An 18,080-nucleotide genomic window follows, 5' to 3' on the forward strand; every position below is an offset into this window, starting at 1 on the left:
CTCAATTCTTCGCAACGACGGACGGATCCGCCGCAGTCGGACTCGGCTCGCGCCAGGCCACGGCCAGGCCGTTGGCATAGCGCAGATCGATCCGCGCAATTTTTTCGCTCTCCTGCGCCAGCGTTTGCTGGTAAATGGCAGTGAAGCGACGCATTTTTTCGATTATCTGGTCTCTGCCCAGTGACAGTTCGATGCCCTGATCTGTCGTCACGAACCAGCTACCACGCGCGCGCAACTCCAGGCGCTCGATGGAAAAGCCCAGGGGGCGCAACATCTGACTGAGCATCTGGTATTGCTGCATGACTCGTTGCTGAGCCCGCTTCGGACCATGCAACTGCGGCAGGTGTTCATAGCGGGCCAGGTCACTGGGCGTAAAAGCCTGACCACTGTTGTTCAGCAGCGCCTCATCACCCCAGCGAGCAATGGGCAAATGCTCTTCCAGACGCACCGTGACCTGATCCGGCCAGACGCGACGCACCTCAACATGAGCAATCCAGGGCATCTGCTCAAGGTCGTGGCGCAAGGCATCCAGATCAACCTTGAAGAAGCTGGCTTCGACGAACGGCGCCATGCGCTCCTGCACAGTCAACTGATCGACATAGGTCAGATCACCCCGAACGCTGACCTTGGAGATTGGTCGATCGGCATAGGGCGCCAGGCGCTCACCCAGCTCGTAAATTCCGACAGCCAGCACGACCAGCAGTAACGGCCAGAGAATGCGCTTCACTGCACTCAGGCTCGGACGCGGCAGGCGCGCCGACAGTGGCTCACGCTGCACCAGACGGCTCGCACCACGCTGCGGCGGCTTGCGCGTGGCGCGACCGCTGGCGGGTTGTGAGTGACGCAGCGTGGTGATCATCGGTCAGTTCCCCGCCATGCTGGCGTCAAGAATCGCCAGCACCAGTTGCTGGAAATCCAGTCCGGCGGCACGCGCGGCCATCGGTACCAGGCTGTGATCGGTCATGCCCGGAACGGTGTTCACCTCCAGCAACCAGAACGCACCAGAGGCATCCTGCATGACATCCACGCGCGCCCAGCCACGAATACCCACGGCTTCACAGGCACGAGCGGTGAGGTTACGCAGCTCCTGCTCCTTGTCCGTATCCAGACCGCAAGGAATGCGGTACTGGGTATCACTGGCCAGGTACTTGGCGTCGTAGTCGTAGAAGGCATGCGGCGTACCCAGCCCGATTGGTGGCAACACCTCGCCACGCAGCGTGGCGATGGTGAACTCCGGGCCCTGAACCCACTGCTCGACCAGCACCTGGGCGTCGTAGGCGCTGGCCGCCTGCCAGGCCTCTATCAGCTCGGCGGTGTCGGCAACCTTCGCCATGCCGATGCTTGAGCCTTCATGGGCGGGTTTGACGATCAGCGGAAAGCCCAGGCTGTGTGCTGCTACCTGGCAATCGGCCTCACTGGCCAGTACGGCATGCCGCGGTGTTGGCAGCCCCAGGCTCTGCCAGACCTGCTTGGTGCGCAATTTGTCCATGGCCAGGGCTGAGGCGAGGATGCCGCTGCCGGTGTAGGGAATCCCCGCGCACTCGAGCAGCCCCTGCATGCTGCCGTCTTCCCCGCCACGCCCATGCAGGACGATAAAGGCACGGTCGATGCGCTCTCGACCCAAGCGCTGCAGCAGATCGTCACCGACATCGATGCCGAAGGCATCGACGCCTGCTGCCTGCAAGGCTTCGAGCACGGCCGTACCGGACTTCAGGGAAACTTCGCGCTCCGCACTCTTGCCGCCGTAGAGTACGGCGACCCGGCCAAAGGCCTTGGGATCACGGGTCGATTGCAGGGCAGTCATTCACTCTTCCTCGCGGCGCTTGTATCCGCAAACAGGGGGCTGTTGATCAGTTGCGGCGCCAGCCCACCGATATCACCGGCGCCCTGGCACAGCAGGATGTCGCCGGCACGCAGGAGCGGTTTGACCAGTGGCGCCAGCTCAATGCCGCGCTCGATATAGATCGGGTCAAGCTGGCCACGCTGGCGGATGCTGTGGCACAGGCGGCGGCTGTCGGCACCGGGAATCGGCTCCTCACCCGCGGGATAGACCTCCATCAGCAGCAGCACATTGGCCTCTGCCAGCACCTGGACGAAGTCCTCGTAAAGATCACGGGTACGGCTGAACCGATGCGGCTGATAGACCATCACCAGGCGGCGTTCCGGCCAGCCGTCACGCACCGCCTGGATCACTGCAGCGACTTCGCGCGGATGATGGCCATAGTCGTCGACCAGCATCACGCTGCCGTCGTCGACCGGCAGCTCGCCATAGACCTGGAAGCGACGGCCCACGCCACCGAATTCAGACAGACCGTGAATGATGGCGGCATCGTCGATGCCCTCGTCGGTGGCAATGGCGATGGTCGCCAGCGCATTCAGCACGTTGTGCTTACCCGGCATCTTCACCGAAACGTCGAGCGGCTCGCAGCCGGTGCGCAACAGAGTGAACCAGGTACGCATGCCTTCCTGACGAATATTGATAGCACGCACGTCGGCGTCTTCACTTACACCGTAGGTGGTGGTCGGTCGACCGATCTGCGGAAGAATTTCGCGTACCACCGGATCATCCACGCAGAGTACTGCCAGCCCGTAGAACGGCAGGTTGTGCAGAAATTCGATGAAGGTCTTCTTCAGCTTGCCGAAGTCACCACCGTAGGTGCTCATATGGTCGGCGTCGATGTTGGTCACCACCGCGACCATCGGCTGCAGATGCAGGAAGCTGGCGTCGCTTTCGTCTGCCTCGGCGATCAGGTAACGACTGCTGCCCAGCTGCGCATTGGTGCCAGCGGCGGTCAGGCGACCACCGATGACGAAGGTCGGATCGAGCCCGCCAGCAGCGAACACCGAAGCCAGCAAGCTGGTAGTAGTGGTTTTGCCATGGGTGCCGGCCACAGCGATACCGTGACGGTAGCGCATCAGCTCGGCGAGCATTTCCGCACGCGGCACCACCGGAATGCGTTGTTCCAGAGCCAGCGCCACTTCCGGGTTACTGGTATTGACCGCACTGGACACCACCAGCACGTCAGCACCGGCGACGTTGCCCGCCTGATGGCCGATAAAGATATGCGCACCGAACATCTGCAGACGCTGGGTACTGGGTGATTCCTTGAGGTCGGAGCCGGATACTTCGTAGCCGAGGTTGAGCAGCACTTCGGCAATGCCGCACATGCCCACCCCGCCGATACCGACAAAATGAATGCGACGGATACGGCGCATACGCCGCACTTCGGCCTTGACGGCGGCTGGGGACTTAGCCATTGGCCACCTCCAGGCAGATATCGACCACGCTACGAGTGGCATCGGGCCGGGCCAGCCGGCGTGCAGCGAGCCCCATGGTCTTGAGTTTTTCCGGCTGCATCATTACCTCGGTCAGCTGCGCGGCCAGCGCGGCAGCATCGGTCTTTGCTTGAGGGAGAAGGACGGCAGCGCCTTCCTTCGCCAGATATTCGGCATTGCGGGTCTGGTGGTCGTCGATGGCATGCGGCAGCGGCACCAGGAATGAAGGCAGTCCGGCCGCCGCCAACTCGCAGACGGTCAGTGCGCCGGCGCGGCAGATCACCAGATCGGCCCAGGCATAGGCGTGCGCCATGTCCTTGATGAAAGGTTTGACCTCGGCCTCGACACCGCTCTCGGCATAACGCTCGCGGGTGATTTCGGCGTGCTGCTTGCCCGCTTGATGGAACACCTCGGGACGCAATGCCTGCGTCACTTGCGCCAGCGCAGCGGGCAGCAGCTTGTTCAAGGGCTCGGCACCCAGACTGCCTCCCAGCACCAACAGACGTGGCCGACGATCGACCATTGCTTCCCCGGCCGTCTCGAGAAACAGCTCGCGGCGTACCGGATTGCCGGTGGTGCGGCGTTTTTCGCTGCGAGGGAAGGTGTCCGGGAAGGCCTCGCACACGCGCCGGGCAAAGGGCACCAAGCTGCGGTTGGCAGTGCCGGCGACGGCATTCTGCTCATGGATGATCAGCGGAACACCGGCCATCTTCGCAGCCAGTCCACCCGGCCCCGTGACGTAGCCACCCAGCCCCAGCACACAGACCGGCTGCAGCTCACGCATCACCCGCCGCGCCTGCCAGAGCGAGCGCAGCAACTGGAACGGAGCCTTGAGCAGGGAACCGATACCCTTGCCGCGCAAGCCGCTGATCTCGATCAGGTGCAGCGGCAAACCCGCAGCCGGAACCACTTCGTTCTCGATCCCGCGCGGTGTGCCCAGCCAGTGGACCTGATAGCCGCGGTTCTGGAATTCATGCGCGCAGGCCAGCGCCGGGAACACATGCCCACCAGTGCCGCCAGCCATGATCAGGACATTAGCGGCCATGAGCGACCTCCTTCTTCCTGAGCGCAGGCGTTTCGGCAAAGTCGGCCTCGTTGAACTCGGTATCCTCGCTACCCAGCACGGTGCGGCTTTCCCACTCGATGCGCAGGAGCAGCGCCATGCTCGCGCAGGTCACCACCAGCGAACTGCCGCCGTAGCTGAGAAAAGGCAGGGTCAGGCCCTTGGTCGGCAGCAGGCCGACATTAACTCCAACGTTGATCAGGAACTGGCCCAACCAGAGGAATGCCAGCCCCCAGGCGACATAAGCGGCGAAGAACTGACGCGAGCGCTCCGCGGCCAGCCCGATATACAGGGCACGGATACCCACGAAGGCAAACAGTGCGATGGTCAACAGCGCGCCGACCATGCCCAGTTCTTCGGCCAGTACCGAAAACACGAAGTCGGTATGGGCCTCAGGCAGGTAGAACTGCTTCTGCACACTGTTGCCCAGCCCTACACCCAGCCATTCGCCGCGGCCAAAGGCAATCAGTGCCTGGGTCAACTGATAGCCGGCGCCGTACTGATCGGCCCAGGGGTCGGTGAAGGTGATCAGGCGCTGCAAGCGATATTCCTGGGTCTGCACCAGCACGAATACCGCGCCCACTGCCAGCAATACCAGCAGGCTGAAGCGAATCAAGCCGACGCCACCGAGAAACAGCATCGCCACCGCCGCGCCCATCATCACCACAGTGGCCCCGAAATCGGGTTCCAGCAGCAGCAGTGCAGCCATCGGCATCAGCACCAGAAACGGCTTGAAGAAGCCCCACAAGCTTTCACGCACTTCCTGCTGTCGACGCACCAGATAGCCGGCGAGATAAACCACGACGAAGAGCTTTGCCAGCTCCGAAGGCTGTACGTTGAAGGCGCCGAAGCCGATCCAGCGCATCGAGCCATTGACCTCACGGCCAATGCCGGGGATCAGCACCAGAATCAGCAGCGCAAAAGCCGCGAGCAGAAGCATCCAGTCCAGCCTCTGCCACACGGAAAGCGGTACCAGCAGCACCGCTGCTGCTGCGCCCAGGCCCAGCAGTACATAAATCAAATGGCGGATCATGTGGTACATCGAGTTGCCGGCATTCACTGCGGCAACCTCGGAAGACGCCGAAGTGATCATCACCAGGCCCAGCCCGAGCAGCGCCAGGCAGCCGGCAAGCATGGGAAAGTCGAGGTCCACGCCACGGCGACCGAACAGCGGCGACGGAGCATTGCGCAAGAAGGCGAGCATCATGTCAGCGCCTCCACCGCGGCGGCGAACAGAAGGCCGCGCTCTTCGAAATTCTTGAACATGTCCAGGCTCGCGCAGGCCGGCGACAGCAGCACGGCATCGCCGGGTTGTGCACTGAGGGCTGCACGCTGAACAGCCTGCTCGAGAGACTGGACGCGATGAACGGGCGCCGCGCCGTCCAGAGCATTGGCCAGCAGCCCGGCGTCACGCCCCAGCAGAATCACCTCACGGCAGTAGCGCGCCACCGGGGCATGCAGTGCAGAGAAATCCGCACCCTTGCCGTCGCCACCGGCGATCAGCACGAGCTTGCCAGCAATATCGGCACCGAGTCCGCCAATCGCTGCAAGTGCGGCGCCGACGTTCGTGGCCTTGGAGTCGTCGTAGTAATTCACGCCCCCATGCTCGCCGACCCACTGACAGCGATGAGGCAAACCGCCAAACCGGCGTAACGTATCCAGCATTGGCTCGAACGGCAGGCCTGCCGCATGGCCAAGCGCCAATGCGGCAAGCGCATTGGACTGGTTGTGCGCGCCACGCATACGCAGCTCGCGCGCCGGCATCAGCGCCTCAAACTGGAAGGCCAGATGCGTCTCGCCGCTCTCTTCGACCAGCCCAAAACCTTTAAAATCCGGTTTGCCGAGACCGAACGACCAGACCGGCACATCATCGCCCAGCAGCGGACGGCTGAGTCGGTCATCACGGTTGATCACGACCTGACGCGCACCCCGGAAGATTCGGTGCTTGGCCTGGTGATACGCCGGCAGCCCAGCATAGCGGTCCATATGGTCTTCGCTGACATTCAGGCAGGTCGCCACTTCAGCATTCAGCTGCGCGGTGGTTTCCAGCTGAAAGCTCGACAGCTCGAGCACATAGAGTTCGACATCATCGTTCAGCAGATCCAGCGCCGGCGTACCGAGATTGCCGCCCACCGCAACCTTGCGTCCGGCTGCCTGGGCCATTTCACCTACCAGCGTGGTCACGGTGCTTTTCGCATTGGAGCCGGTGATGGCGATGATCGGTGCGCGGGCTTCACGCGCGAACAGATCGATATCGCCTGACAGCTTCACACCGCGCGCGGCTGCAGCCTGCAGCGCCGGCGTGTTCACGGCCAACCCCGGACTGACCAGCAGTTCGCTGGCGCGGCTGAGAAACTCGACATCCAGCTCGCCGCAACGCACCTCGACATGCGGGTACTGCGCCTGCAGAGTGGCCAGCTCCGGCGGGTTCGCACGGGTGTCCGCCACGGCAAAGGGCTGCCCACGGCGCGCCAGATGGCGTACCACGGACATGCCGCTCTTGCCGAGACCGACAACGATGCGGAACTGGTCGGAAGCGATCAGCACTCTTTATTACCTCAACTTCAACGTGGCAAGGCCGACCAGCACCAGAATCACGGTGATGATCCAGAAACGGACGATCACCCGTGGCTCGGGCCAGCCCTTGAGTTCGAAATGGTGGTGGATGGGCGCCATGCGGAACACCCGCTTGCCGGTCAACTTGAACGAAGCAACCTGAATCATCACTGACAGGGTTTCCATCACGAACACGCCGCCCATGATGAACAACACCACTTCCTGGCGAACGATGACGGCGATGGTGCCCAGGGCCGCGCCGAGGGCCAGTGCACCGACATCACCCATGAAGACCTGCGCCGGGTAGGTGTTGAACCACAGAAAACCGAGGCCGGCACCAATCAACGCACCACAGAACACAATCAGCTCGCCCGCGCCCGGTACATAGGGAATCAGCAGGTATTCGGAGAAATTCGCGTTGCCCGACAGGTAGCAGAAAATGCCCAGGCCACCGCCGACCATCACGGTCGGCATGATCGCCAGACCATCGAGCCCGTCGGTGAGATTGACGGCGTTGCTCGAACCGACGATGACGAAATAGGTCAGCACGATGAATCCGATTCCCAGCGGAATCTCGATGTCCTTGATCAGCGGCAGGATCAGGGTGGTTTCCACCGGCGTCTGCGCAGTCATATAAAGGAAGATCGCCGCACCCAGGCCGAACACCGATTGCCAGAAATACTTCCAGCGGCTTGGCAGGCCGCGCGAATTCTTTTCGATCACCTTGCGGTAATCATCGACCCAGCCGATGGCGCCGAACAGCAGCGTGACGGCCAGCACTACCCAGACATAGCGGTTGGACAGATCCGCCCAGAGCAGTGTGCTGATGGCGATGGCACTGAGGATCAGCGCGCCGCCCATGGTCGGCGTACCGGATTTGGACAGGTGTGATTGCGGGCCATCGGTACGTACCGATTGCCCGATCTGGCGCATCTGCAAAGTACGGATCAGCCACGGCCCCATCCACAGCGACAGCACCAAGGCCGTGAGCACGCCGAGAATCCCGCGCAGGGTCAGGTACTGAAAGACCGCGAAGCCCTTGTGGAACTGTTGCAGGTACTCGGCGAGCAGCAGCAGCATCAGTGTTTCTCCATGGCAGACTCACCCAGCGCGGCGACAATTCTGTCCATCGCGGCGCTGCGTGATCCCTTGATCAAAATGGTGGTGTTGCCCTGCTCCAATTGCAGCGCCTCGATCAGGCTCTGCTGATCGGTGAAATGCCGGCCACCGGCGCCGAAGGCCTCGACTGCATGCTTCATCAGAGGACCAACGGCCAACAGCGCATCGACCTTGCCGGCGGCATAACAGCCCACATCGACATGGCTCTGCTCGGCCCACTCGCCTAGTTCGCCCATGTCACCCAGAACCAACAGGGTCCGACCGGAAAAACCGGTCAGCACATCGGTGGCCGCACGGATGGAAGCGGGATTGGCGTTGTAGCTGTCATCAATCAGGCGCACGCCGTTGCTGAGCATCTGCGCGACCCCACGCCCCTTGACCGGCTGCAACTGCTGCAGGCCGGCCGCAATATGCTCCAGCGCAACGCCCAGTGCAGAGGCGGCAGCAGCCGCTGCGAGGGCGTTGGCGATATTGTGGTATCCGAGCAGATTGAGCTGCACCGGCACGGAACCATTCGGGCCGACGAGAGTGAAATTCGGACAACCGCGTGCGTCCTGGCCGATGCCGGCGGGACGGAAGTCGGCTTGAGAAGCCTGCAGGGCAAAGCTCAGCACGCGCTTACCGGCACTTCGTTGCTTCCACACGGGCCAGGCCGGATCATCCTGATTGAGCACGGCAATACCCTGAGCATCCAGTCCGTCGAGAATCTCTCCCTTGGCCTCGACAATCTTCTCAGGACCGCCGAACTCACCAACATGGGCGGTGCCTGCGTTGGTAATCAGACTGACATCCGGGCGCGCCAGACTCACCGTATAGGCGATTTCACCCAGGCGTGAAGCGCCAAGTTCGATGACGGCAGCCTGGTGTTGTGGCGCCAGTTCGAGCAGGGTCAGCGGCGCGCCAAGATCGTTGTTCAGATTGCCGCGCGTGGCCAATACCGCATCGGCGCCATAAGCCGCACGCAGGATGCTGGCAAGCATTTCCTTGACGCTGGTCTTGCCGCTTGAGCCAGTGATCGCCACCAGCGGACCGGCAAAGGCGGCACGGTTCAGCGCACCCAGCTGGCCGAGGGCAATACGGGTGTCGGCAACCACCAGTTGTGGCAGCGCTACATCGGCCACATGCCGTTCGACCAGCGCGGCGACCGCGCCCTTGGCAGCGACCTCAGCCAGATAGGCATGCCCATCGAAGCGCGGTCCGCTCAGGGCAATGAACAGCTGCCCCTGATTGATGGCACGGCTATCGGTGCTGACGGCGGCAAAGGCTACGTCATGCCCTATCAGTTCAGCGGATAACGGCGCGACCAACTGGCTCAGGCGCAAGGCTTCAAGCATGAGCGCTCTCCCAGGCAGCCAGGGCCTTCTCGGCCTGATCCAGATCGGAGAAAGGCAGCCGTTCACCCTTGATTTCCTGGTAATTCTCGTGTCCCTTGCCGGCCAGTAGCACCACATCATCCGGGCCACAGCCGGCAATGGAGTTGGCGATGGCCTCGGCGCGACCCGGCTGGAATAGCACGCGGTCCGGTGCAGTAAAGCCTGTGCGAATCTCGTCGAGAATCTGCTGCGGGTCCTCATTACGCGGATTGTCGTCGGTCACCAGCACCTGATCGGCCAGGCGTTCCGCCACTTCGGCCATCAAGGCACGCTTGCCGCGATCACGATCTCCGCCACAACCGAACAGGCACAGCAGTTGCCCCCGGGCGTGCGGACGCAACGCGCCGAGAACCTTTTCCAGGGCATCGGGGGTGTGCGCGTAATCGACCACCACCAGCGGCTTGTCGCCACCGCCAAGCCGCTGCATGCGGCCAGCCGGGCCTTCAAGGGCAGGCAGTACGGCGAGAATCTCGTCCAGGGGATAATTCATGCCCAGCAACGCACCAATCGCCGCCAGGGTATTGCTGAGATTGAAGCGACCCAGCAGCGGACTGCGCAGCGAACGCTCGCCCTGTGGCGTGACGAGCCGTGCATGAGCACCGTCATCGTCGAGCTGCGCCTCAGGGCAGTAGAGGTAGGCGTCGGGACTTTCCAGGCTGTAGGTAATTAGCCGTGATTCACCCTTTTCCGCAGCCAGCGCACGACCAAAGGCGTCATCCAGATTGATCACCCGGCAACTCAGCCCAGGCAGCCTGAACAGGCCGGCCTTGACCTCGCCATAGGTTTCCATTGAGCCGTGATAGTCGAGATGATCACGAGACAGATTGGTAAATACCGCCACATCGAACGCCAGTGCTGCCACTCGCCCTTGCGCCAGACCGTGCGACGACACCTCCATTGCTACCGCACGCGCGCCCTGCGCCCGCAGATTGGCCAGGTTCGCCTGTACGCCAATGGCGTCCGGTGTGGTGTGACGCCCCAGCTCCAGCTCACCATGAAAACCGGTGCCCAGGGTGCCGATGATGCCGCAACGCTCACCGAGGCGATCCAGTGCCTGAGCGATCAGATAGCTGACGCTGGTCTTGCCGTTGGTGCCGGTCACGCCGACCAGATGCAAGCCACGGCTGGGCTCCCCGTAGAAACGCCCGGCAATCGCCGACAACTGTTCGGCGAGGTTCCGTACCGATACCAGTTCGGCGCTCGCGGCGGTCATCTGTTGCGCCCCTTCGGCCTCGAAGGCTACCGCAGCCGCGCCACGGGAAATGGCATCAGCGATGTGCAGACGGCCATCCTGCTGCAGGCCGGGCACCGCCAGAAACAGATCGCCGGGTCGCACCTTGCGGCTGTCCAGTGTGAGTTCACGGATCAGCGTGGCGCTATCAGCCTGTGGCAACAATTGGTTCAGCGGCATCGGCATCAGATTCGCCCTCCCTTGCCCTTGGCTGCTTCAGCGGTTTGAATCTCCGCCGCGGGCGGCAGGTTGTCTGGAGTGATATTCATCAGGCGCAAGGCACGCGCGGCGACCTTGCCGAATACCGGCGCCGCGACAAGACCGCCGTAGTAACCGCCCTCGCTGGGCTCATCAACCACAACCACCACTGCGATACGTGGATTGGAAACGGGAGCGACACCCGCGAAAAACGCCCGATAGGCGTCCTGGGTATAGCCGCCGGTTCCGGAAACCTTCTTCGCCGTGCCGCTCTTGCCACCGACGTGATAGCCCGGAACCCTGGCGCGCGAACCACCGCCACCCTCTTCCTCGACCACCGCCTGCAACATCTTCAGCACCTTGTTGGATATATCCCGGTCGATGACCTGAACCCCGACTTGCGGCTGGTCCAGCCGCAGCAACGACAGCGGTACGTTGGTGCCTTCGTTGCCGAGCACGGCGTAGGCATGGGCCAGTTGCACGGCAGTCACCGACAGGCCGTAGCCATAAGCCAGGGAAGCGGTTTCGGCATCGCGCCACTTGCGATGATTGGGTAGGTTGCCGACACGCTCGCCCGGAAAGCCAAGGCCGGTGGACTGGCCGAAGCCGGCCTGCTGCATGACCGCGTAAACAGGCTCCGCCCCGATATCCAGGGCGATCTTGCTGATGCCGACGTTGCTCGACTTCATCAGGATGCCGGTCAGGTCGAGCATCCCACCGCGCGACACGTCGCGAATGGTGTAGCGACCGATACGCATCCAGCCCGGCAACGTGTTGATCACGGATTCCGGCTGGTATTTGCCAGTGCCAAGCGCGGCGGCAATGCTGAATGGCTTGACCGTCGAGCCAGGCTCGAACACATCGATCAGCGCACGGTTGCGCATGGCTGCCGGCTGCAGGTTGCGCCGGTTGTTGGGGTTGTAGGTAGGCTGATTGGCCATGGCGAGGACTTCGCCAGTATGGACATCAACCATCACCAGACTTGCCGCCTTGGCACCGTGCGCCTGCACCACCTTGCGCAGTTCGCTGTGGGCCAGATACTGCAGGCGCAGATCAATGGACAACGCCAGGGCCTTGCCAGCCTTGGCATTCTGAACCACCTGCACATCCTTGATCAGCCGACCGCGACGATCCTTGAGGACCTGACGCTTGCCGGGCACCCCGGCCAGCCAGTCCTCATAAGCCAGCTCCATTCCCTCCCGACCGCGATCATCAATATCGGTAAAGCCAACCACATGGGCGGCAACTTCGCCGGCAGGATAGAAACGACGAAACTCTTCCTGGGCATAGACGCCGGGAACTTTCAGGTCCAGCACTCGCTGCCCCTGCTCCGGCGTCAGACCACGCACCAGGTAGATGAACTCGCGCCCAGCCTGCTCCTGCAGGCGCTTGGTCAGCACGCCCGCATCCTGACCAAGCGCCCTGGCCAGTTCATCCCAGCGGGCCTGGGCATCCTGCATCTCACGCGGATTGCCCCACAGCGTGGTCACTGGCGTACTCACGGCCAGCGGCTCGCCGTGGCGGTCGGTAATCAGCCCGCGATGAGCCGGAATCGGGATATGCCGCACGCTGCGCGCATCGCCCTGACCCTTGAGAAATGCCTGATCGAGTACCTGCAGGTCAACGATACGCCAGGCGATGGCACCCACCATCAGCGCGAGCAACGCCAGGACGATACGAAAACGCCAAGGATAGAGCGCGCCCTGAAGTCTCACGGAGACACCAGCCTGACATCAGCCGCTTCCGGGACGTGCATTTTCAGCTGTTCGGTGGCCAGCGCTTCAATCCGGCTATGCGCCGTCCAGGTACTCTGCTCGAGGATCAGTCGCCCCCACTCAGCCTGCGCCTTGTCGCGCACACTGAGTTCGCCGTACAGCTCATTGAGCAGCTGGCGATTCCAGTGCGCGCTGTAGGCAACCGAGATGGCCGAAACCAGCACGGCAACGAACAGCACCAGCATTGTCATGCTGCCGCCGGGCATCGTCCGCGCCATGGGGTTCATCGCAATTTCTCCGCAACACGCATCACCGCGCTGCGAGAACGCGGATTGGCTCTGACCTCTTCGGCGGAGGCATACTGCGGCTTGCCGAGCAGCTTCAGACGCGGGACAAACTTTTCCGGAATGATCGGTAGATCGCGTGGCAGGGTATCCGCCTCACCCTTGGCATGGCGGCGCATGAACTGTTTGACGATGCGATCTTCCAGCGAATGGAAGCTGATCACCACCAGTCGACCACCCACCGCAAGCGCTTCCAAGGCAGCTTCAAGGCCCCGTTCCAGATCGCCCAGTTCATTGTTGATAAAGATACGCAGGCCCTGAAAGGCACGGGTCGCGGGATTCTTGCCCTTTTCCCAGGCGGGATTGGCAACGGTCAGCACCTGCGCCAGATCAGCTGTACGCTCGAAGGGTTTTTCCAGCCGACGCTGCACAACGGCACGCGCCATGCGTCTGGCAAAGCGCTCTTCGCCGTAATCCTTGAAAACACGGGCGATCTCTTCCTCGGAAGCACTGGCGATCCAGTCTGCTGCACTGATTCCCTGATCAGGATTCATGCGCATGTCGAGAGGGCCATCATTGAGAAAACTGAAGCCACGCTCCGGGTCATCCAGCTGCGGCGAGGACACTCCAAGATCCAGCAGGATACCGTCAAGAGTGCCGAGCCAGCCGCGCTGCGTCAGCTCTTCACCCAGCTCGGCAAAACTTCGTTGCACAACGACAAAGCGGCCGTCTTCGGCCGCCAGTGCTTGCCCCGTAGCGATTGCCAGCGGGTCCTTGTCGAACCCTAGCAAGTGGCCATCAGCCCCAAGCTGCTGTAATAGCAGCCGGCTATGCCCGCCCCGCCCGAAGGTTCCGTCCATATAGCGGCCACCAGCGCGCACAGCGAGCGCCGCGACGGCCTCGTCGAGCAACACGGTCACATGCTTGTAGCTGCTGGTCTGGCTCACAGGATTAGCTCACGCAGTGCTTCCGGCAAGGCACCGGGTTGTTTAATGGCCGCCAGATCCGCATTTGCCTGCGCGTTCCAGTCGTCCTCGTTCCACAAACTGAATTTGTTCAGCTGGCCGACCAGCATGGCTCGCTTGTCCAGCCGTGCATGCTCACGCAGCCGCGGCGGCACCAGCACGCGGCCATTGCCGTCCATCTCCAGATCCACCGCATTGCCAATCAGCAATCGTTGAAGACGGCGGCTCTCTTCATGCAGCGACGGCAGCTCGCGAAGCTTGGCTTCGATCAGCTCCCATTCGGGCAGAGGGTAGATACACAGGCAGGGGTCGACGGCATCGATGGTGACTATCAACTGGCCATCACAACGCGAAACGAGCTCGTCACGATACCGGCTGGGCATGGCTAGCCGCCCCTTGGCATCGAGACTGATTGCATTTGCTCCGCGAAACACGGCTGCGCTTCCCCTGAATTAGCTATCCCTGCCCATAAATACCCACTTCATTCCACTTCTTACCACTTATGCGCACTATAGAAATGCAGCGACCCCACCGTCAAGGTGAGCTGAAGGGGAAAAACCCTTATGTGGCGGGAATTTAGGAGACAATCACGATACAGACGCTAAAACGCAGGCGAGCGAAAACCAACTTCTTACGGCAGACCAAAAGCCTACGACCTGAAGTTAAAGTACTTTCTCAAGAGCAATACTTTTTTGGACTAGACGCGAGGGGATTTTGGAAGTGAGTCGGAGAGTCGATCTGTAAGCCGGGTTCTGTCGAGGACAGTCATTCCTCTACGACAGCCATCACTGACTGCCTCTAGCAACCTACCCGGATCCAGCGCGGGCCACGCCAATGGATCCCTATTTGGTCTTGCTCCAAGTGGGGTTTACCTAGCCACGGACTGTTGCCAGCCGCGCGGTGCGCTCTTACCGCACCTTTTCACCCTTACCGGCGCCGAAGCGCTTAGGCGGTTATTTTCTGTGGCACTTTCCGTAGGCTCACGCCTCCCAGGCGTTACCTGGCACTTCGCCCTATGGAGCCCGGACTTTCCTCCCTCCCTTTTTGCGGAACAAAAAGAGACAGCGACTGTCCGATCGACTCTCCGACCGCTAGGGTACTTGCCCCGCCCCGCCCCCGCAAGCTGATAAATCCGCCGATCAGCCTTGATCCTTTTCCTGCAAAGCCAGCTGATACAGCAGATTCTTGCGAACGCCAGTTATCTGCGCAGCAACAGCCGCGGCACGCTTGAGCGGCAGTTCCGCCAAGAGCAGCTGCAGGACACGGCGGGCATCGGCACCCACCTCGTCTTCACCCTCAGAAGCCTGCCAGCCGCCGACCACAAGCACGCACTCGCCGCGCTGCTGATTACTGTCAGCCTCGACCCAGGCACGCAGCTGTGCCAGCGGCAGGCCCTTGAGGGTCTCGAATGTCTTGGTCAGCTCGCGCCCCAGCACAGCTGGCCGATCCTCACCGAATACAGCCTCAAGGTCCTGCAGACACTCCAGAATGCGGTGCGGCGCCTCGTAGAAAATCAGGGTTCGGGGCTCTTCACGCAGATGCTCCAACCTCGCACGGCGCGCCGCCTCTCTGGCCGGCAGAAACCCTTCAAAGATAAATCGATCAGATGGCAGACCCGCCGCCGAAAGTGCCGCGACAAGCGCACAGGCGCCCGGCACCGGCACGACACGCACGCCCGCCGCCCGCGCCTGCCTGACCAGATGGTAGCCAGGGTCTGAAATCAGCGGAGTTCCGGCATCGGACACAAGCGCCACATCCTCGCCCGCCAGCAACCGACCGATAAAGCGGCCACCCTCGTCCCGCTCATTGTGCTCGTGACACGCAGCCAGTGCGGTGGCAATGCCGAAATGCTGAAGAAGCCGTGCCGAGTGGCGGGTATCTTCTGCTGCAATCAGCGCCACCTCACGCAGTACGCGCAGCGCCCGCGCACTGATGTCCTCAAGATTTCCGATCGGCGTAGCAACGACATAGAGCACGCCAGCGGTGGAGTTCACGGCATCTGGTGCAGTCACAGGGCGTACCTCGCATCACGAAAACGCGCATTGTAGCTCGTTTGACAGCCACAACATCGCAGTGCCGGCGGGGCTTGGGTACAATCAGACGCTCTTTGCCGGTGTCTCCAGGAATGATCACATGATGGCTCGCTTACGCCCGCTTCTCTTCATCTGCATTGCCGCCATGCTGTCGGCCTGCGCCAGCTCGCCCAAGTCGACACTGGGTGATTTGCCACGCACCCCCCAGGCTTCAACGCAACAACTGCTGAAGGAAGCCGATGCCAGCGACCCAGCCAAAGCCGCGCTGCTGCGCCTTTCTGCCGCCGACCAGAGTATTCGCCAGGGCGACCCCGCCCAGGCCCGCCTGATTCTGGAGCAGGTCGCAATTGATCAGTTACCGCCGGCACAACAGATTTTCGCCAGCACTCTCCGTGCAGAGCTGGCACTGGCCGACAACGACCCGCAGCGCGCACTGCAGGCACTGCAACATCCGGCCTTCGAACGCCTCGCAGAGCTGCCCGTCGACCAGCAGCTTCGTAGCCAGCTGGCACGCGCGCAGGCGTTTGAAGCGAACGACCAGCCTCTCGAAGCAGCTCGTGAACGGACCTTTGTCGCCCCCCTGCTGAGCGGCGAAGCGGCAATACAGAATCATCAGAAGATCTGGTCTTTGGTGTCAGGCCTGCCGATCAGTCAGCTGCAGCCCGTCGCCGACCAGGATCTGTCCGGCTGGCTATCGCTGGCTGCCGCACTGAAGTCGTCCGGAACCCTGACTCAACAGCAACGAGCCATAGATGCATGGGTGCAACAGAATCCCGGCCACCCGGCTGCGCAACAGCTACCCGATGCCTTGGTAACACTGCGTGAACTGGCTGACCGCCCGCTGTCGCATATCGCCCTTCTGCTGCCCATGGACGGTCCGCTGGCCAGCGTCGCGCGCGCCCTGCGCGACGGCTTTCTTGCTGCCCACCTTGAATCAGGCCAGGACCTGAAGATCGAGCTGTTCGACAGCGCACGCGTTTCTTCAATTGACGCCTTCTACCAACAGGCTGCCGCATCCGGCGTGGAACTGGTGGTTGGTCCACTGGACAAGGCTCTGGTGCGGCAACTCGCCGAGCGTGATCAGCTGCCGATTACCACGCTGGCGCTCAATTACAGCGATGCCGGCCAAAAGAATCCGCCACAGCTGTTTCAGTTCGGCCTGGCTGCCGAAGACGAAGCGCGCGAGGTGGCACGCCGCGCCTGGGATGACGGGCATCGCCGTGCTATCGCCCTGACACCTCGAGGCGAATGGGGCAATCGCGTACTGGATGCCTTCCGCCGCCAGTGGCAGGAACAAGGCGGCGCACTGGTAGCCGCCGAACCCCTGGCCGAGCCCGTCGCGCTCGCCAACCAGATCGCCGACCTCCTCCAGGTACGCAGCATCGCCGGAGACTCCAGCAGCAGCCTGCAATCGCAACCCACGCGCCGACAGGACGTCGACTTCCTGTTCCTGGCGGCCACCCCACAGCAGGCTCAACAGGTCAAACCCACCCTGATCTTCCAGTACGCCGGCGACCTTCCGGTATACGCCACGTCTCATCTGCACGCGGCAACGGACAATCGCAGCCAGTACCTTGACCTTGAAGGCATCCGCTTCACCGAAACCCCCTGGCTGCTGGATGCCCAACTGCCGTTGCGTCAGCAGATCGAAAGCAAATGGCCGCAAGCCCGCGGCAGTCTTGGACGGCTCTACGCGATGGGCGCCGATGCCTATTTGCTGGCGCCACGCCTGAATCAGCTCACGGCACTCCCGGAAACACAGCTGGAGGGATACTCCGGCACGCTCAGCCTTACCCCTGAACAACGTATCGAGCGCCGCCTGCCGTGGGCCGAATTCCGCGACGGAGCGATACAGCCCATCGGGGAAACGCTGATTGACCAGCACTGACAGACAAACCAGCGGACGCCAGGCCGAAGACCGTGCGCTGCATCATCTGGAGCAACGAGGCCTGCGTCTGCTGAAGCGTAACTGGCTGTGCCGTAGCGGCGAGCTTGATCTAGTCATGCTCGATGGCGATACAGTAGTATTCATCGAAGTTCGCTACAGACGCCACAGCGCCTGGGGCGGCGCCCTGGAAAGCATCGACCGGCGCAAACAGCAGAAGCTGATCCGAGCGGCTCAGCTGTTCCTGCAAACGGAGAGCCGCTGGTCCGCACACCCATGCCGCTTTGATGTAATCGCAATCGAAGCGGACAGCAGCACGGCAACACCCAACTGGATCCGCAACGCGTTCGATGGCTGACGACACCGAACAGCCTGGACCAGC

At 62.2% G+C, this 18,080-nt stretch carries 16 protein-coding genes and 1 other RNA gene; 2 read left to right on the plus strand and 15 right to left on the minus strand.

Annotated elements, in window-relative coordinates; genetic code table 11:
• Nucleotide 1 precedes the first annotated feature (1 nt).
• From NAV32_RS10930 to rsmI, 15 genes are all read right to left on the minus strand, one after another.
• Complete coding sequence (locus tag NAV32_RS10930; protein WP_256052822.1) at nt 2–859, minus strand: cell division protein FtsQ/DivIB; 858 nt, start codon at nt 857–859, stop codon at nt 2–4.
• A 3-nt stretch (nt 860–862) separates the two neighbouring features.
• Complete coding sequence (locus NAV32_RS10935; RefSeq protein WP_256052824.1) at nt 863–1,804, minus strand: D-alanine--D-alanine ligase; 942 nt, start codon at nt 1,802–1,804, stop codon at nt 863–865.
• Nucleotides 1,801–3,258 (minus strand): UDP-N-acetylmuramate--L-alanine ligase, encoded by a 1,458-nt coding sequence (murC, locus tag NAV32_RS10940; RefSeq protein WP_256052825.1) that lies wholly within the window; start codon nt 3,256–3,258, stop codon nt 1,801–1,803. Before murC ends, NAV32_RS10935 begins: the two co-directional genes overlap by 4 nt.
• Nucleotides 3,251–4,321 (minus strand): undecaprenyldiphospho-muramoylpentapeptide beta-N-acetylglucosaminyltransferase, encoded by a 1,071-nt coding sequence (gene murG, locus NAV32_RS10945; protein WP_256052826.1) that lies wholly within the window; start codon nt 4,319–4,321, stop codon nt 3,251–3,253. The genes murC and murG overlap by 8 nt, the downstream gene beginning before the upstream one ends.
• The gene (gene ftsW, locus NAV32_RS10950; RefSeq protein ID WP_423836423.1) at nt 4,311–5,546 is read right to left on the minus strand and encodes a putative lipid II flippase FtsW; all 1,236 of its coding nucleotides are present in this window, start codon (nt 5,544–5,546) and stop codon (nt 4,311–4,313) included. Before ftsW ends, murG begins: the two co-directional genes overlap by 11 nt.
• Nucleotides 5,543–6,886: a UDP-N-acetylmuramoyl-L-alanine--D-glutamate ligase gene (murD, locus tag NAV32_RS10955; protein ID WP_256052827.1), complete on the minus strand. Its 1,344-nt coding sequence runs from the start codon at nt 6,884–6,886 to the stop codon at nt 5,543–5,545. Before murD ends, ftsW begins: the two co-directional genes overlap by 4 nt.
• A 6-nt stretch (nt 6,887–6,892) precedes the next feature.
• Complete coding sequence (mraY, locus tag NAV32_RS10960; protein WP_256052828.1) at nt 6,893–7,975, minus strand: phospho-N-acetylmuramoyl-pentapeptide-transferase; 1,083 nt, start codon at nt 7,973–7,975, stop codon at nt 6,893–6,895.
• Nucleotides 7,975–9,348: a UDP-N-acetylmuramoyl-tripeptide--D-alanyl-D-alanine ligase gene (locus tag NAV32_RS10965; protein WP_256052829.1), complete on the minus strand. Its 1,374-nt coding sequence runs from the start codon at nt 9,346–9,348 to the stop codon at nt 7,975–7,977. Before NAV32_RS10965 ends, mraY begins: the two co-directional genes overlap by 1 nt.
• Nucleotides 9,341–10,804 carry a UDP-N-acetylmuramoyl-L-alanyl-D-glutamate--2,6-diaminopimelate ligase gene (locus NAV32_RS10970; RefSeq protein WP_256052830.1) on the minus strand — a complete coding sequence of 488 codons (1,464 nt, stop codon included), beginning with the start codon at nt 10,802–10,804 and terminating at the stop codon, nt 9,341–9,343. The genes NAV32_RS10965 and NAV32_RS10970 overlap by 8 nt, the downstream gene beginning before the upstream one ends.
• Entirely contained in the window at nt 10,804–12,531 is a 1,728-nt protein-coding gene (locus tag NAV32_RS10975; protein WP_256052831.1) for a penicillin-binding transpeptidase domain-containing protein, read from the minus strand. The genes NAV32_RS10970 and NAV32_RS10975 overlap by 1 nt, the downstream gene beginning before the upstream one ends.
• Complete coding sequence (gene ftsL, locus NAV32_RS10980) at nt 12,528–12,818, minus strand: cell division protein FtsL (protein ID WP_256052832.1); 291 nt, start codon at nt 12,816–12,818, stop codon at nt 12,528–12,530. Before ftsL ends, NAV32_RS10975 begins: the two co-directional genes overlap by 4 nt.
• Nucleotides 12,815–13,762 carry a 16S rRNA (cytosine(1402)-N(4))-methyltransferase RsmH gene (gene rsmH, locus NAV32_RS10985; protein ID WP_256052833.1) on the minus strand — a complete coding sequence of 316 codons (948 nt, stop codon included), beginning with the start codon at nt 13,760–13,762 and terminating at the stop codon, nt 12,815–12,817. The genes ftsL and rsmH overlap by 4 nt, the downstream gene beginning before the upstream one ends.
• Nucleotides 13,759–14,214, minus strand: coding sequence for a division/cell wall cluster transcriptional repressor MraZ (gene mraZ, locus NAV32_RS10990; RefSeq protein ID WP_256052834.1), 456 nt, complete (start codon nt 14,212–14,214; stop codon nt 13,759–13,761). The genes rsmH and mraZ overlap by 4 nt, the downstream gene beginning before the upstream one ends.
• Nucleotides 14,215–14,505: 291 nt before the next feature.
• Nucleotides 14,506–14,864: RNase P RNA component class A (gene rnpB / locus NAV32_RS10995), an RNA gene on the minus strand.
• A 55-nt stretch (nt 14,865–14,919) separates the two neighbouring features.
• Nucleotides 14,920–15,792: a 16S rRNA (cytidine(1402)-2'-O)-methyltransferase gene (gene rsmI, locus NAV32_RS11000; RefSeq protein WP_256052835.1), complete on the minus strand. Its 873-nt coding sequence runs from the start codon at nt 15,790–15,792 to the stop codon at nt 14,920–14,922.
• 121 nt (nt 15,793–15,913) lie between these two features.
• Here rsmI and NAV32_RS11005 point away from each other — a divergent pair, with 121 nt between their 5' ends.
• Together NAV32_RS11005 and NAV32_RS11010 are read left to right on the plus strand one after the other, a co-directional pair.
• Complete coding sequence (locus NAV32_RS11005) at nt 15,914–17,701, plus strand: penicillin-binding protein activator (RefSeq protein ID WP_256052836.1); 1,788 nt, start codon at nt 15,914–15,916, stop codon at nt 17,699–17,701.
• On the plus strand, nt 17,688–18,056 hold the full coding sequence (locus tag NAV32_RS11010) for a YraN family protein (protein ID WP_256052837.1): 369 nt from the start codon (nt 17,688–17,690) through the stop codon (nt 18,054–18,056). Before NAV32_RS11005 ends, NAV32_RS11010 begins: the two co-directional genes overlap by 14 nt.
• Nucleotides 18,057–18,080 lie beyond the last annotated feature (24 nt).

Origin of the sequence: Stutzerimonas stutzeri (genome assembly GCF_024448695.1) — a bacterium.
GTDB lineage: Bacteria > Pseudomonadota > Gammaproteobacteria > Pseudomonadales > Pseudomonadaceae > Stutzerimonas > Stutzerimonas stutzeri_T.